At 58.2% G+C, this 14,082-nt stretch carries 17 protein-coding genes and 2 pseudogenes; 2 read left to right on the top strand and 17 right to left on the bottom strand.

The window, feature by feature from the left end; all coding sequences use genetic code 11:
- Positions 1–8: 8 nt before the first annotated feature.
- Both ADU59_RS00765 and ADU59_RS00770 read right to left on the bottom strand, forming a co-directional pair.
- Positions 9–944 carry a polysaccharide deacetylase family protein gene (locus ADU59_RS00765; protein ID WP_068950759.1) on the bottom strand — a complete coding sequence of 312 codons (936 nt, stop codon included), beginning with the start codon at positions 942–944 and terminating at the stop codon, positions 9–11.
- 1 nt (position 945) lies between these two features.
- Entirely contained in the window at positions 946–1,884 is a 939-nt protein-coding gene (locus tag ADU59_RS00770; protein ID WP_338012923.1) for a polysaccharide deacetylase family protein, read from the bottom strand.
- A 133-nt stretch (positions 1,885–2,017) separates the two neighbouring features.
- Here ADU59_RS00770 and ADU59_RS00775 point away from each other — a divergent pair, with 133 nt between their 5' ends.
- Entirely contained in the window at positions 2,018–2,704 is a 687-nt protein-coding gene (locus tag ADU59_RS00775; RefSeq protein WP_425331988.1) for a TetR/AcrR family transcriptional regulator, read from the top strand.
- Here the strand turns inward: ADU59_RS00775 and glnQ are convergent.
- The 15 genes and pseudogenes from glnQ to ADU59_RS31070 all read right to left on the bottom strand — a co-directional run.
- A pseudogene (gene glnQ / locus ADU59_RS29905) lies at positions 2,651–2,828 on the bottom strand (glutamine ABC transporter ATP-binding protein GlnQ); the annotation flags it as partial. The gene ADU59_RS00775 and the pseudogene glnQ overlap by 54 nt on opposite strands.
- Before the next feature lie 268 nt (positions 2,829–3,096).
- A pseudogene (locus ADU59_RS29430) lies at positions 3,097–3,285 on the bottom strand (cold-shock protein).
- A 173-nt stretch (positions 3,286–3,458) separates the two neighbouring features.
- Positions 3,459–4,460: a P-type DNA transfer ATPase VirB11 gene (gene virB11, locus ADU59_RS00780; RefSeq protein ID WP_068950763.1), complete on the bottom strand. Its 1,002-nt coding sequence runs from the start codon at positions 4,458–4,460 to the stop codon at positions 3,459–3,461.
- An 8-nt stretch (positions 4,461–4,468) separates the two neighbouring features.
- The gene (gene virB10 / locus ADU59_RS00785; RefSeq protein WP_068950765.1) at positions 4,469–5,632 is read right to left on the bottom strand and encodes a type IV secretion system protein VirB10; all 1,164 of its coding nucleotides are present in this window, start codon (positions 5,630–5,632) and stop codon (positions 4,469–4,471) included.
- Between the two features lie 14 nt (positions 5,633–5,646).
- A complete protein-coding gene (virB9, locus tag ADU59_RS00790) occupies positions 5,647–6,501 on the bottom strand; it encodes a P-type conjugative transfer protein VirB9 (RefSeq protein WP_162493764.1) in 855 nt (284 codons plus the stop codon).
- Positions 6,498–7,169: a VirB8 family type IV secretion system protein gene (locus ADU59_RS00795; protein WP_068950767.1), complete on the bottom strand. Its 672-nt coding sequence runs from the start codon at positions 7,167–7,169 to the stop codon at positions 6,498–6,500. Before ADU59_RS00795 ends, virB9 begins: the two co-directional genes overlap by 4 nt.
- A 3-nt stretch (positions 7,170–7,172) precedes the next feature.
- A complete protein-coding gene (locus ADU59_RS00800) occupies positions 7,173–7,439 on the bottom strand; it encodes a hypothetical protein (protein WP_068950769.1) in 267 nt (88 codons plus the stop codon).
- Between the two features lie 35 nt (positions 7,440–7,474).
- Positions 7,475–8,410 (bottom strand): TrbL/VirB6 family protein, encoded by a 936-nt coding sequence (locus tag ADU59_RS00805; RefSeq protein ID WP_068950771.1) that lies wholly within the window; start codon positions 8,408–8,410, stop codon positions 7,475–7,477.
- A gap of 3 nt (positions 8,411–8,413) precedes the next feature.
- Positions 8,414–8,647 carry an EexN family lipoprotein gene (locus tag ADU59_RS00810; protein WP_068950773.1) on the bottom strand — a complete coding sequence of 78 codons (234 nt, stop codon included), beginning with the start codon at positions 8,645–8,647 and terminating at the stop codon, positions 8,414–8,416.
- Positions 8,644–9,342, bottom strand: coding sequence for a P-type DNA transfer protein VirB5 (gene virB5 / locus ADU59_RS00815; RefSeq protein WP_068950775.1), 699 nt, complete (start codon positions 9,340–9,342; stop codon positions 8,644–8,646). Before virB5 ends, ADU59_RS00810 begins: the two co-directional genes overlap by 4 nt.
- Positions 9,342–11,723 carry a VirB4 family type IV secretion/conjugal transfer ATPase gene (locus tag ADU59_RS00820; RefSeq protein WP_068950777.1) on the bottom strand — a complete coding sequence of 794 codons (2,382 nt, stop codon included), beginning with the start codon at positions 11,721–11,723 and terminating at the stop codon, positions 9,342–9,344. Before ADU59_RS00820 ends, virB5 begins: the two co-directional genes overlap by 1 nt.
- Positions 11,716–12,057, bottom strand: coding sequence for a VirB3 family type IV secretion system protein (locus ADU59_RS00825; protein ID WP_068950779.1), 342 nt, complete (start codon positions 12,055–12,057; stop codon positions 11,716–11,718). The genes ADU59_RS00820 and ADU59_RS00825 overlap by 8 nt, the downstream gene beginning before the upstream one ends.
- Before the next feature lie 2 nt (positions 12,058–12,059).
- Positions 12,060–12,359, bottom strand: a complete 300-nt coding sequence (locus ADU59_RS00830) for a TrbC/VirB2 family protein (RefSeq protein WP_068950781.1) — start codon at positions 12,357–12,359, stop codon at positions 12,060–12,062.
- Complete coding sequence (locus tag ADU59_RS00835; RefSeq protein ID WP_068950783.1) at positions 12,356–13,042, bottom strand: lysozyme family protein; 687 nt, start codon at positions 13,040–13,042, stop codon at positions 12,356–12,358. The genes ADU59_RS00830 and ADU59_RS00835 overlap by 4 nt, the downstream gene beginning before the upstream one ends.
- Positions 13,043–13,044: 2 nt before the next feature.
- Complete coding sequence (locus ADU59_RS31070) at positions 13,045–13,584, bottom strand: hypothetical protein (protein WP_068950785.1); 540 nt, start codon at positions 13,582–13,584, stop codon at positions 13,045–13,047.
- Between the two features lie 93 nt (positions 13,585–13,677).
- On the opposite strand from ADU59_RS31070, the gene ADU59_RS00845 reads away from it, so the two are divergent.
- Positions 13,678–14,040, top strand: coding sequence for a MarR family transcriptional regulator (locus ADU59_RS00845; protein WP_068950787.1), 363 nt, complete (start codon positions 13,678–13,680; stop codon positions 14,038–14,040).
- Positions 14,041–14,082: the final 42 nt, after the last annotated feature.

The following is a 14,082-nucleotide window of genomic DNA, read 5'->3' on the forward strand; positions in this document are numbered from 1 at the left end:
ATTTCGTGTCAAAGGTCGTCGGTTGCGGCGATTATCTCGGGCGCACTTACCGCACGCGTGCCATCGACGGAGAAGATCGCGTCGAGAATGCGCTCGAAGGCCGCGATGCGGTAAGGCTGGCCCATAATCCAGGGCGACAAGTTGAGCGTCAGCAGCCTGCCATGGCCGCTATCCTCCGCCTCGCGCGCCAGCCGTCGAGCCGCCGCCATGAAACTCGCTTCGACGTCATCGAGCGCCTGTTTACGCAGACCGAGCATTTCCCGATCGGAAAGTTCAATCGCCGTCGGCAGCGACACGATCGTGCCCGCGCTCGTGTCGAATCGGTAGGGCGCTTCGTCGTTCGCCCAGTCGGCCATCGCTGTGAATCCAGCTTCCTTCAGCAGGCGGGGTGTGCGGGTCGATTGTGACCAGGACGGCGAATGCCAGACGTCCGGTTTGACGCCGAAATCGCCGAAGATCGCCAGCGCCTCGGCGATCATGCCGCGCTCCTCCTCTTCCGACAGGCCTTCGTGATGGATTGCGCCGGCGTCGAGACCGGCGGCGACCACCTCCCACTTTTCCGCGAGAATTTCCCGCATCAGGATCGGATAGCGTTGCGCGACGCGGGCATTGAGGAAAGCGGAGCCTGAGAGCCCGCGCGCCTTCAGCGCGTCCATCATGCGGAATATGCCGACACGGTTCCCGTAGTCGCGCTGGGTATAGGTCTGGCTGTCCGGGAAAGGCCGGCTCGGCGCGCCGATCGGAAGGAACGGTTTGTCGCCGATGTTGAGCGGAAACCATTCGACGGCGATCTGCAGCCAAACCCCCAGTCTGATGCCATCCGGCCAGCACAGGCGCCGCGCGCTCAATGAATCGCGCCAGGCGTAGAAATCGTGATCCATGGCTGCGTGACGGCGCATCGGCGTCTTGAGGTAGTCGGGACCGGTCGGCTGCAGCGGCGTCATGTCAGCACTCTCCCTCCAGCCCGTCAAGCCAAGCCTTCATGGTGTCGTAGTGACTTTCATAATACCAATCGGCAATTTCTCGGGCTGTTGGAAACCAGACCTTGTCGTGCGACTTGGCATAGTCGAGAAATTCCGCAAAGGCGTCGATGCGATGCGACTGGCCAACCACGAAAGGATGGATGGCGAAGCACATGACCCGGCCGCTTTCCGCGCCCTCGGCATACAGGCGGTCGAACTGCGCCTTGAGCGCGCAAAACATCTCGCTCATCGACATGTTGTTCCAGGCCGCCATCGGAATGTCGTTCATCTCGATGGAATAAGGCACTGAGATCAGCCTCCCGCCTTTCACGTTAAGGGGCATCGGCTGGTCGTCGTGAAAATAGTCAAGCGTGTAGCGGACGCCCTCCTGCGCCAGCATCTCCTGGGTCTCGAGACTTGGCGTAATGGCCGGCGTCAGCCAGCCATCAAGACGCTGTCCGACCTTTGCAAGGGTCTCGCGCGAATTGATCACGACCTGCCGTTGCTCCTCCAAAGTCATTCCGTAGAAATAGCGGGTATTATAGATGCCGTGGCTGAACAGCTCCCAGCCGAGATCGTTGCAGAGGGCGATGATGTCGGGATAGTGGTCACAGACCGCGACTGAGAGCGACACGGAGCCGCGGATGCCGCGTTTTGCCATCTCGTCGGAGACGCGGCGAAAACCGAGACGGTTGCCGTAATCGCGAACCGAATAGGCCAGCACGTCCGGTACGACGCGCGGATAGGGACTGCGGTTGGGATTTATCGGGGGCAGCCACTCGTAATGCTCTATATTGGGTGCAATCCAAAAGGCGAGTTGCGCGCCGTCGGGGAGAGCGAATTGTGGCCGCCCGCGCATCGGTGCGTAACGATATTGACCGGTATCGACCGGCAACTGTCGAGGTCCCTCCATCCGAACCATTATGGCGTCTCCAATTAAACACGTGATTGAAACATCTGTTTCAATCGTTAACTTCAAACATGGGGTAGTGCAAGCTGTTTTTTTGGCTTAGACAGAGGTTAAACGACATCAGGAGGAGACGGATATGGATGGTATGGATGATTTTTCTGGCGAGCCCGATAGCTCCAGCCGCCGCGGGCAGACTCGCCAGACGATCCTCAACGCCACCAAGGAACTGGTGGCGCTCAAAGGACCCAACGCGACGACGGTTCGTGACATCACGGCGGCGTCAGGTGCGAACGGTGCGGCAGTGAACTACTATTTCCAGTCCAAGGACGGGCTGGTGCGGCTCGCGACACAAGAGATCACCGCCGATGTTAACCGAGAGCGGATTGGCCGCCTCGATGCCCTCGAGGCGAAGGCTGCAGGGACCCCGCTCGACCCTCGCGAGATTCTTGCGGCCCTGATCGAGCCTATTCTGATCATATCGCGCGCGCAGGACGGTGGGAGCCTCTACGTCCGTAACGTCTTCCAGATGCGTGTGGACGCGCGCGCGGGGCACCACACGTTTGGTCTGAACGGCCATGTCGCCCGCCGGTTCATCGATGCAATCTGCAAAGCGTTTCCCGATCTTTCCCGTGAGGATGCGATCTGGCAATATGAATTCGCGCGGGGGTCGGCCATCCATCTGCTGGCTAATCTCGATCCGCTGTCACGCCGCTTTGAAGAAATCGCACTCGGCGACGGCGATCATCTGCCTGAGACGCCCGTCCATAGCCTAGGCCAGAAAGAAGTCGATCGGGTGATCGACATCATCCTGAAAGGCTTCGGTCGCGAATGAAGGTATCCCTTCTTTCGACAACATGCGAAGTGTGTCCAAGACCTCGCCGACCAACTGTGGATCGAGAGCCGACGTGGCCTCGTCGAACAGCATATTAGTCGGGTGACATCGCCAGAGCTCGCGCATGGCGCACTAACGAAAAAAGCCCGGTGCGGGAGGAGGTGCACCGGGCTCTTGAATGTGACCGACAGCTGGGACGAGGAGTGCTGTCCGTCTGATCGTGGCGGCTCGGGAGGAGGTGAACCGCGTCGATATAAGAAAGATATTGTTGCGCCGCACTGATGTCAATATATTCAGGTTGCAACGCACCATTCGAAGGCGAGAGAGGGCTCGCCTATCGCCGAAACTGAAAAGGCATTTGCGGCCGGCCCGTAGACTTGCCGGAGAGAAGATCAGGCCTGCAGATTGTCAGCCGACCTCTTGCCTGACTTACGATCCTTCACCACTTCATAGGTGATCTTCTAGCCGTCATTCAGGCCGCGCATACGTTCGGACGCAATTGCCCACACATAGAGGCATGCTAGCCGTTCGTCGGGATAACGCCACGTCGCATTGGCCCAATCGTCTGAGCGCGTTGCCAAACGCAGTCCAGGTTGAACGGCAACCATACCGCAGAGAATGGACCTCCTCCGGCTCTTTTGGATGTTGGCCGCGCCGACGATGGTGCTCAATTTCTGCTCTCCAGGCAGACCGCAAAGATCGGCGTCTCCCATGGATCTGGGGAGATCACGCTTTTCGAAGCTCGACAAGAATCTCAAGTTTTAGATGCATTGCGGAAGTACACTTCCGACAACTGGAAAGCTCCGTGGTTTCGCTTGCACTGCGCCACAATATCAATTCCCGTTTTTAGCAAAGTGAAAATGTCGGCGCGATCAATGCCCGATCCGCCGTCGGACTCCTTTACCAAGAGCGCCAACTGCTCGAAAGCGAGTTCTGCAGAATTCGCATGGACGGTTGTTATTGAGCCGGGATGGCCAGAATTGACATTGCGGATGTAGTAGAACGCAGTGCCGTCGCGAAGCTCCTGAAGTAAGATACGGTCCGGCCGCATACGAAGACATGACTCCAGGAGCTCGCGCGGTCCTGCACGGGAAAGGCCCTGCCCGCCCTTTGAGTAGAATAACCGCACATGATTTGGCTGTGAGATCACTAGCTCAGGGGTGTCTTCAATCGAGATGATCCTCTCGGTTTCGGGAATGTGTTTGATGAGCGCTTTCGAAAGAGTGGTTTTGGCCGAACCTGTGGCGCCCGAGATGATGATGTTCTTCCGCGCAATGACTGCTTGCCGCAGGAAATCTTTAAAACGGCCAGCACGATAGATTTCGCTTAGCTCCTCATCCCGCGGGGACGAGGCGCTATTCGCTGCGCGCGTTTTCTCGAAAAATCCATTTTCCTCCAGGTCATCAAGGCTGAAGTCGACCGAAGAAGGCTTTCGGATTGTAATGCTGACAGTGTCTTTGATTGTCGCCGGCGGGATGACAATCTGGATTCGTTCGTCGCCTGGGAGCGTTGCCGACAGTATTGGACGCGTCTCGTCAATCGACTGATGAGAGAAACTCGCTACGGCCCGGGCAAGGCGCATGAGCTTTTCGAAGGTCAGTTCCGGCGTGTCATGGGTCCGCCAACCGCCAGGACCTTCCGTCAGCACCTGCCCGGGCCGATTCACAATCACTTCATAGAGAGACGGGTCCTGGAGGTATGTCGAAAACGGCTTCAACAGCTCGCTGACAACAGCCGAATCCTGCCCCTCCGACATGTCCCATCCTACTTCGTTACGAGCGTCGACTGTGGTGCAAAATCCCCCAGCACTGCGCGATCGAAAATGCGGTTCCTGGGTTCCGTCACCCGAAGGCGGTAGATCCCGGAAAAGTCGAGATCGCGAGCAACAAAGATCGAAACCAGTTCACCATGGTGCTTATTCAGCGTCGGCGGGATGTTGATGGACTGTTCGACCGCGATTGCCGCCGCCTGTTGACTGGCGCTGGTGGTGTTCTGCGCATCGACATCGCTATCCTGCATCTGACTGCTGGCATAGCTCGTGGCATCACCGACAATAGAAAGAAGAAGGGCGCTGCCGAAGCGCTCCCACCAGTGGGTGTCGACATAGCCATCGACGCCGGCGCGACCGAGGGCGTCGGTCGCTGGCGATGCGAGTGTGACGATGACACCCTTCGGCGTTTTTGCTCGATTCCAGAGAACGAACAGGCGCTTTTGACCGCGCTGAAGCCCGCCGCGATATTCGCCAACAACCTGCGTGCCCTTTTCCATCAACACGACCCGACCGTTATCCGAAAGGACGTCGCGGTTGATCACGCAACTGGTAAAACCCGGCTGGTCGGATGCCAACGCCGTTTCAAGCACGCAGGGGATCGAAGTCCCCATCGCGACGATAAAATCGCGATTTCCAAGTGTACCGGCGCGCGAGCCCTCAAGCCGTGTTGGCCGCAATAGACCATCGAAACGCTGCTCATCGCTGTTCTGCTGGTTCTGGGCCATCATATTATTGTCGAGCGGCACGAAATTGCCGTTGTTTGAAGTGTCCGGATCTCGTCGCTCATTCGCGTTCTTCTGCCCGCTGCTGAACGCCATCACAGGCGCGCGGCGGGCGGAATCGAGGAGTTTGTCGCTTTCCTCCGCTACCGGTTCAACGACAGGTGTCGGCAATTTGACCTCTGGGACCACCTGCGTCGGTTCGGTTTTTTCCTTGGCGGCTTCGAAGGGATTTGTCTGGCGAATAACAACCCGCTCTGGTTGGGTATTCTCGTCTTTTTCTTTCTTGCCTGTGGTCGACCAGAGAGCAAACCCGACGAACGCAACGATGGCGATGGCCACCGCTCCGCGTTTCAAAAGTGGATTGTTGTCGATGCGGCGACCGGTGACGGTTTCCGCGCGTTCTCCGGGAATGCGAGCTTCATCTTCCTGAGCCATGACCGTTCTCTTCCCTATTGCCCGGTGACGTTGCTTTTCACGACGCGCTCTACCGACGGAGACGTCGTATTGGTGTCGGGGTTGATGCCGACGCGGTCGTAGGCCTCGTTGAAGACACAAAGCACATCCTTGCCTCGACGCAGGATGAACTTGCGGCTGATTGCGTGCACCATTACCAGATTTCCGTCGACCGACTTCGGAACAAGGCTTTCGGATCCGTCGGAGTTCTCCATATAGATCGCAGGCATTTCCTGGTTGCCAACGAAGGCGAACGTCGTGATTTTTCCATTGTCGTAGACGCTCTGCGGCTCCAGTGCCTGAAAGCCCTGAGCCGAATAGCGCCAGTTTCGAGGGCCATACGCTTCGTGGAGGGCCAGCACATTGTCGGCGTCCTTCGCTTGGGCGGCGAGAGCCCTCGATACTGCCTGCTGGCGACGAATCTCAGCTTCATCTGCTGGATACCTGAACTTCACGTAAAAATAGGTGTTCTGCCCGGCTTCGACAGAACCGTCTCGAACCGTCAATTCCATCTGGTAGCTACGAGTCGAGCCATCACGCCGCGTTGTCACGACAGATATGTTCGTCACCGGCTGGTTCTCGCGCGGTTTCAGGAACAGGATGTTGCCGGCCGGCGCAACTTCCCAGGCAACACTGTTGCCGAGCGCCACATGGGCAATTTCTTCGTCCGCCGCGAACTCGACCTGTACGGATGACCGCAAGGTCCCAACGACCCTCGTGATGTTGTAGGGTTGGTAGTTCACAAAGCGGACGCGACTGTCTTGCGAGGCGCCCCGTGGAATCTCCAGCGCAAGCGCGGGCGACATGGAAATTGAAAGGACGAGTGCGACGATTGGTGCGGTGCGCATCATCTCACCTCCTCCGGATCAGCACGATACTCGCTGACGACAAAGCCGAGTGGGTTCACGAGCCGGTCCGTCGACGACATCGGAGCGTTGGCGTACGAATAGGTGAGGCTCGCAACCCAGTGGGTCGTCCGCACTTCCTCGCCGCGCGTAATGGTGCGCATGTAGCGCACCGAGACGACATTCTGATTAATCAGAGAAATCGAAGCGATATCGATCCTCGCCGTGGCTGCGCGACCATAAATGTTCTGAGGCGATTCCGGGTTGCTGCCGCGGTACACACCTGAGAATCGTGTCTGTTCGGCTTGCGTCGACAAAAGGGCGATGGTGCGGAAGTTCTCTTGTGCTTCGCTCCAGACGTAACCCTCGCGGGCGCGGACATACTTGGCAGCGAAATATTTTGTCACGGCCTCGTCGTAGGTGCCGGCCGTCGACGTCAGCGCCGACACCACATCGACAATGCCCGTCGAATTGTCGACGCGCACCACAAAGGGCTCAACCGTCTTGAGGGGCGTGAGACCGGCAATCGCGAAGACGGACACGCCGGCGACAAATCCTGAGACGATAGCAATCGACCAGGCGATCCTGTTCGAACGCTCGATCTGGATCATTCGGTCCTGGTCGAAACGGCGCGCCTTGTCGAAGTAGTTCTTGAGATTATCTGTCGTCACCATCTCTCATCCCTCACAGCGGCGATAGGAACCGTCGATGTCCAGATGCGCGAAGGCTGCAGGCTCCGCAGCCTCTTCGACAAACGGTGTCACGGACGTGGAGGGGTTCGCGTTGGATTGCTGCTGTTTCAGCTTGCTATCACCCTCCCATTCCCACATCGAACGATTTAAGGGTCGGCGCGAATAGCCGTCGCATTTCGGCAAGGGGTAGGTCAGTGATGCGCAGCCGCCTAGCGTGGCTGCAATGACGAGCAATACGGCAGGCTTAATCATTCAGGCAGGCCTTTTCTTAATTTTCGAAATGCATGTCACGCGCCGGCATTCCTCGAGCCGAATGCCCGGCCCGCAAAGCGGGCACCGCGACCGACCATACGGCCGGTGTAGGAGGTCCCTCGCGCAAGCATGCCCTCATGCGCATCTCTTGCGGCGCCATAGCCATAAGCCAGCGACGCGCCACCGGAGGCCAGAGCTGAGGCAATGCTGGGAAGCTGGTAGAAAACATAGAGAGCGGCAATCCCGATGGCGCAGAGCGCGATCGGTCGCATGAGAACGTCGGTGTAGCCGTCGATTGCGGTAAAGGTCGAGTCGATGCTGGAGATCAGCAGTGAACCGACGGCAACGACGAGCACCTGCAGGATCACAAAGTTCGCGAGCTGCCCGATCCAGGACTCGGTAAAGCGCCGCGTCGACTGGAACATGGCGAGCGCGATGAAAATTGGCCCGATCGCCAACACAATTGCCAGCGCCAACCGCGCATAGAGGGAAACCACGTAGCCGATCCCAGCAACGAGAAAGCTGACGCCAATCACCATCATGCCGCCGACGCCGGTGACGATGTCGACCGGCCAAGAGGCGCGCGACCAGATATCGGTCGCAGAAGCCTGGCCCTTGTCGAGCAAGCTGTCGAAGGTGCTGGCGCTCGGCGCCGCACCCGAATTCAGGGCCTGCGCGATCTCGCGCGGCAACACATCGAAGAAGATGTTCGTGACATAGGTTTGATATTCGCCGGCGTTCTTGACCAACATGACGATGATCGCGAGCTTTATCGCGCGAAAGGCAAAGTCAAGGATGGGTTCCTGCACAGAGCCCCGCAGGACGAGATAGCCGTAGAGCACCACGTAGAGAGTAACGGCCGCCGTCAACGGACCAGTGACCCATTCGGCTATGTTCGACGTTCCATCGGACACGAACGTCTCCAGTGGCTGCTTGAACTGCCCGTCGATAAACTCAAACACTTGGTACATGGATTAGCCTCCCAGCGCTTTGCGCATGTTTTGGAGGCGTAGCTTCCCGTCGGCCGCTTCTGCGTTGTGGCAGTTGACGGTGTTGCGCAATTCACCCGGATTGTTGCGGCAGTCAGAAATGGTGCGGCTCAGCAGCGCTTCGTCAGCGATGAGTTCATCGACAGTGTACGTCCGCTCGGATTCCTGCGAGCAAGCGGCCACTAGTAAAAGGGTAACGAGGATGGGTATCCGCCTCACTGCAGCGCCGCCTTCATAGCGTCCATGCGTTGGCGCCAATCCTCGGCCTTGCGCTGCTCGTCGACCTGGGTCTGCGCTTGCTGGACCATCCGCAATCCCTCCATTCGAAGGACGTCGCTCTGCAGGAATGCCTGTTCGGCCTGCAGGCGAGCCTGCAAATCTGCGATCTCCTTGGCGTCGCCTGCGGTAGAGATTTTCTCGCGTAACTGATCGATTCCATCGATGCGCTTGCTCGCGGCATCGTAGATTTGCTGACCGAGGCTCATCTGGCCTGCGTTTTGGCTCTGAATACGCGACAGTTCCGTGGCATAGAAATCGTCGGCATTTGTGCGGTAGGTCGAGTTACTGTCGAGGAACTTCGAGGCGGAATCGCCGAACACGCCGGAGCCGTTGCCTTTGAGCAAACCCTCGATGGCGGCGAAGTCGGATGGAAGCGCCTTGCGGATGGCCGGATCGTTGAGAACGTTCGCGACATCCGCCATATCGGTCAGCTTGTTGAGCGAGCCATAAAGCTGCTGCGCCTGCTCGATCTGCTGATTAAGCGCATCGAGTTGTGACTTGAGCTGCGCAATGCTTTCGATCTGTTTGGCGATAGCGGTCTGATCGATGACCGGTATCCCCTGCCCTGCCGCACCTTCGGCGGAAAGGATAAATGCCATGACGAGCACTGCGCCTTGAAGTCGATAGGAAGCCATCAGCTTGCACTCCTTCGTTGTTGGAAAACGGGAAGCCAATCCTTGACGTCATCGCCAACCTCCGCGCGGATCACGTCCAGAAGTTCGACATTGGCGGTCCGACCGGAAAGGATGGCGAGCTCGTCATCGAAGCCGTTGAGGTCGAGCTCGGCAACGACGCTGTTGTGTCCCTGCTTCAACACGAACCTCCGGCTCTCGACGGAAAGCTCGCGGGCAATCAATTCGTATTCGCGTTCGGTGAGCTTGAATCCATCGACATAGTCGGCATGGTTCCCGCGTGAGTTGGGCAGGAAGATCTGTGTCGGGCATTGCTCGATGATCGTGTGCGCAATCGGCGAATTCAGCGCGTCACGTGGGCTTTGTGTGGCAAACAGCATCAACCCATTTTGTTTGCGGATGGTCTTCAGCTTGTTCTGCGCAAGATCGCGGAACCCCTCGTCTTGGAGCGCCTTCCAGAATTCATCGATGACGATAATGATCCGGCGGCCGTCGATCAGCTGCTCGACACGGTGGAAAAGGTAGGCCATCAGCGGCGTGCGGATCTCCTCGTTGTCGAGGAAGTCGGTCATGTCGTAGCCGATGAACTTGCCGGTTCCGCCTAAGTCGCCAAAGCCGATATCCTCAATGATATTGTCGAATACCCAGCCGAGTGGCCCTCCCCTCTCCCACCGGCGGAGCCTGGCGGCGATCCCTTCCGGATCCGTGTTATTGAGGAAAGTCCGGAGTGCGCCGATCGTCCGCCGGTCAACGGGCAGGTCGGCAAGGCCATCGATCGCGCCAGAGATGTCGCGAAGCTCGGTGACAGTCAGTTCCCGCGTCCCTGAACCCACAAGCTTGCCGACCCAACGCGCCAGGAACACCTTGTTTTCCGGCGTCAGGTCGAGGGCCTTCAGGGGAGCGCAGCCGGTTGGGACACCATTCTTCAGGGGGAGGTAGGTGCCGCCGGCGGCGCGGACATAGAGGTCCGCGCCCCGATCCTTGTCGAAGAAAACCACATGTGGATCGTGCTTTTCCAGCTGCGACAGCATGAAATTGACGATCACGGTCTTTCCGGCTCCCGATGGGCCGCACATGAAGGTATTGCCGAGATCACCATAGTGGAGATTGAAGTAGTAGGGTGACCCCGAGGCGGTCTTGAGCAGGGCGACAGCCGGTCCCCATTCATTGCCGTCCTTCTGTCCGATCGGATAGGAGTGGAATGGTGACAGTGCTGCGAAATTCTTCGAGCTGATCGCGCCCGATCGCGCCCGGTAGCGGAAATTGCCCGGCAACTGCGCCCACCAGGCGGCCTCGAGGCCGAGATCCTCTCGCGCCACGACGGCGCCGCCATTGGTCAGGCTGGCACGAGCCTTCGCGAGGTTGTCCGTCAGGTCCTTCACTGTCGCCGCGAAGACGGACAGCGTCAGATGATGCTCGCCGATCACGAACCGGTTGGACTCCAGATCGTCCATCGCATCGTCGAGTTCATCGATCTGCGAAGCCGCTTTATCGCCGCCGCTCACGAGCTGGTTCTGCTTTCGCCCCATGATGACGCGAGCGTCCGCCTTCGCCACAAAACAAAAGGATTGGGAAAGTATAAGTTCAAACGGACTGGTCAGGACGCCATCCAGCATGCCGGTCCTGGTGCGGGCCGGGTATTCCTTGAAGCTCAGCATGCCGGCGAACCGAGTTTCCGCCTCATGGCGAATTTCGATCGTCTCACGACCGATGATGACGCGATCCGAGTAGATCGCCGAGGCGATGCGACCTTCGGTGAGCGGCACTCGCTCCCGCCTTCCGCCGACGATCTGGTGCAACACCTCGCTCGGCTCGGAGAAGAGCATGCCATCCTGTTCGTAGAGAGAAAGCACACGTGGTTCGAAACGCTTCAAACCCGCCATCACGTCGACGACCTTGTCCTGAAGCTGTTTCAGGGCCTCTTCATCGAGCTCCATATGAAGGCGTTTTGCCCGGCGAAGGCGCGATAGCAGCTTTACCGCCTTGGCGGCCGGATCGCGCCCTGGAGACCAAAGGACGGTCAGATAGAGATCATTGCGGAAAAGGTCTTCGCGAACCATGCGCTCGCGGTATTTCTCGTTGAGCGCGGCGGAGAATGGTGTTGCAAATGTCCCATCCGGATAGTCGCTGTCTCTGCGACGGATCAAGTGCGTCCAGAGGGCAAGCCGCTCATCGGCGATATTCCGGAAAAGCGTGTTGAGGTCGCGATGGAGAGCGTTGAGATCCAACACGTCCGCGGTCTCGAATGACACGCCTTCGAGGGCGATCATGACCATCAGTGTCCGGGAGTCGAGTGCGATGGTCGTTTCGTCGATGTGTCGAACGTAAGGAATGAAAGCCTCGGGGGAGAGCTCGCGGGATCTGAGGGTGGCGATACTAGGCAAAACCAATATCCCTTTCGTCAAAGCGGCGGGCCAGCCGAAGTGGCGATAGCGTTGCTCCGCCCCAGTAGGCACTGTTCCGCGATCGGCCGCGCGTCTCGACCCAGGCCAGAAGGATGCGGAACATGTTGTGATCGTGCTTGACGAGGGCGCGAAAGATGAGGTGGAACACGACGCCGACGAGCGCATAGGCGATCGATCCGGCGACGATGTAGAGGATCGTCGTGAGCATGATGTTGAAGCCCATCGCTTCCATGGTCACGCCAGCGATCATCGCCGGCCGTGTGCACGCGATGAAAAGTGTGTCTTCTTCGAGAACCGCCCGCTCACCCGCCATCGTCAGCTTCCGACGATGGTGTTGACGAGTTCGGTAGCGCCGAAGATGCCGCCGATGCCGATGATCCAGAACCCTGCCCGCCTCAGGTCCATATAGCCGAACATCCAGGCAATGCAGATGACGATCACCGCGATGACAGCCAAAAGCTTGGCAATGTTGCCAGTCAGCATTGTCACTATGTTCTGGAGCACCGTTTCAATGCCGGCGGCCTGCGCGAAGGCGGGTTCGACCATCATAACCACGATGGCCGCGGCCATCACGGATGAAGCGATAACGGGTCGGATACGGGAATTCACAGTCATTTACTCTGCTCCGATTGATTGCTCTGAAACACGAGTACGGATGATCGGCGTCGGGTCTTAAAGACGTCCCATGCCGGCGCCGCGGAGATCGCGGCTATTTTTTCCGGGGAGTTTTCCGCCACCACCTCGGCAACGGCGTCTGCGCTGGGAATTTCGTTTGGGACGTCATCCTCGCTCCCCTCTCCAGTGTCGCCAATTGTCACTCGTGCCATGGTCGGCCCGAGCCGTTTGATTTCGCGGTGAACCTGATCGTCATAGTTGACCATGGCGCCGATGGATGGATCGTCACGTCCGTAATAGGATTGCAGCATGATCTGCTCGGCCCTCCCGGCGTCGGCCCCTTCTTTCACTGCGAGGCGGTAGTAGCCGTCGAGCAGCGTCGCTGTGGCTTGCAGGTTGACGCACGGATCGAAGGCGTCTGATATGGAGAGATTTAGTCTGTGCAGTTCTTCCAGTCCGATCCCGCCAAGGCCCATCTGGATGTCTTGCTGTCCAGCCGCCAAGGATGTGGCGACCTCGATTGCTTCGGCCTTCGTGGCAGGCTGCCGCTTGAGGGGCGCGCCGCTGTTGATCCGGATGTTGAACGGAGCGAATCGGCTTTCGAGGCTGACGACGCCCGCAAGGGTTTCGGATGAAACGTAGGGTGCGCAGGTCTGTGCAAGATCTAGGAAGGCAATTGGCATGTTCAGAACCACACCCTCTGCTTACCGACCCCGTCGATCGTCACATCGACGTATCGAGGTTTCTCGCGCACCAAGGGACGAGCCACGGTATAGGCCATGCATTGATAGCGACCGTTTTCCTTTTGCCAGCGCGGAGACATTACTGAGCCGCTGATCTCCCCGCCGCTGTCTCGATCTCGCTGGCAGAAGCTATCGCTTACGGACTGAGGCGACGTGGAAATGCACGTCGCGTCACTCCCCCGTGGGCCGTAGCCAGAAGACAGACGGTAGCCGGCATTGCAGTAATATGGTTCGTAGCGGGGGCGGGAGCTTTGAAAACCGACGCCAGTGCAGGCCGGGAACGAATGCCCTTTCGCGAGCCAATCCCAAAGCTTCTCGATCGGCGGCCGGCACTCAGCATATTGCGTCGCACCGCCGGGATTGGATATGCACAGGATAACCTGGCAACCCCAGTCGTCGGCACGAGCGCTTCGTTCCGAAATAGTATACAGTGAGGCGAAGCCCAACGCTGCTATGATCGTTCGAAAGAAAAGGCCCTTCATGCCCCCTACCCTCCGGTTTCTTCAATGTCAGCTGCGATTGAAAAGCGACTCGCCTCAACCAGTAGACTATGCAAATAATAGATAGTTAAATGGATGGCAAGTAATTTGAGCGACCGATGGCAAAGCCAGGCATTATCTGTCTTCGCAGTGCGTGAAATTCTGGAAAAGCCGATCGAGGGTGAATCGGCGCAGTCTCGCATCAAACAGATCGGGATGATGAATATCCTGTACATGATGCATCAGGCGCATCAGAAGCTAACGCTATCAAATATAATAGAAATTACAGGAATGACGCGTGGAGGCGTCATTGAGACTATCGACCTTCTTGTCGAGCGAGGCATCCTGCTTGAAACGCTCGGCAAGAATTCGATGGGACGAGGGACGGCTCGACAGTTTGAGTTTTCCCAACAGGTCTTTGATGCGTTTCGCACTGCTACAACCAGCGGAAATGGCTAGTTTTACCTAACAGACTATATCCAACGATTCGAAATCCGTTGC

This window comes from Pararhizobium polonicum, from assembly GCF_001687365.1.
GTDB lineage: Bacteria > Pseudomonadota > Alphaproteobacteria > Rhizobiales > Rhizobiaceae > Pararhizobium > Pararhizobium polonicum.

Bases quoted from the DNA above. Each gene is read 5' to 3' on its own strand.
- ADU59_RS00765 (WP_068950759.1), bottom strand. From the start codon at position 944: ATGACGCCGCTGCAGCCGACCGGTCCCGACTACCTCAAGACGCCGATG.
- ADU59_RS00770 (WP_338012923.1), bottom strand. From the start codon at position 1,884: ATGGTTCGGATGGAGGGACCTCGACAGTTGCCGGTCGATACCGGTCAA.
- ADU59_RS00775 (WP_425331988.1), top strand. From the start codon at position 2,018: ATGGATGATTTTTCTGGCGAGCCCGATAGCTCCAGCCGCCGCGGGCAG.
- virB11 (WP_068950763.1), bottom strand. From the start codon at position 4,460: ATGTCGGAGGGGCAGGATTCGGCTGTTGTCAGCGAGCTGTTGAAGCCG.
- virB10 (WP_068950765.1), bottom strand. From the start codon at position 5,632: ATGGCTCAGGAAGATGAAGCTCGCATTCCCGGAGAACGCGCGGAAACC.
- virB9 (WP_162493764.1), bottom strand. From the start codon at position 6,501: ATGATGCGCACCGCACCAATCGTCGCACTCGTCCTTTCAATTTCCATG.
- ADU59_RS00795 (WP_068950767.1), bottom strand. From the start codon at position 7,169: ATGGTGACGACAGATAATCTCAAGAACTACTTCGACAAGGCGCGCCGT.
- ADU59_RS00800 (WP_068950769.1), bottom strand. From the start codon at position 7,439: ATGATTAAGCCTGCCGTATTGCTCGTCATTGCAGCCACGCTAGGCGGC.
- ADU59_RS00805 (WP_068950771.1), bottom strand. From the start codon at position 8,410: ATGTACCAAGTGTTTGAGTTTATCGACGGGCAGTTCAAGCAGCCACTG.
- virB5 (WP_068950775.1), bottom strand. From the start codon at position 9,342: ATGGCTTCCTATCGACTTCAAGGCGCAGTGCTCGTCATGGCATTTATC.
- ADU59_RS00825 (WP_068950779.1), bottom strand. From the start codon at position 12,057: ATGGCGGGTGAGCGGGCGGTTCTCGAAGAAGACACACTTTTCATCGCG.
- ADU59_RS00830 (WP_068950781.1), bottom strand. From the start codon at position 12,359: ATGACTGTGAATTCCCGTATCCGACCCGTTATCGCTTCATCCGTGATG.
- ADU59_RS00835 (WP_068950783.1), bottom strand. From the start codon at position 13,042: ATGCCAATTGCCTTCCTAGATCTTGCACAGACCTGCGCACCCTACGTT.
- ADU59_RS31070 (WP_068950785.1), bottom strand. From the start codon at position 13,584: ATGAAGGGCCTTTTCTTTCGAACGATCATAGCAGCGTTGGGCTTCGCC.
- ADU59_RS00845 (WP_068950787.1), top strand. From the start codon at position 13,678: ATGGCAAGTAATTTGAGCGACCGATGGCAAAGCCAGGCATTATCTGTC.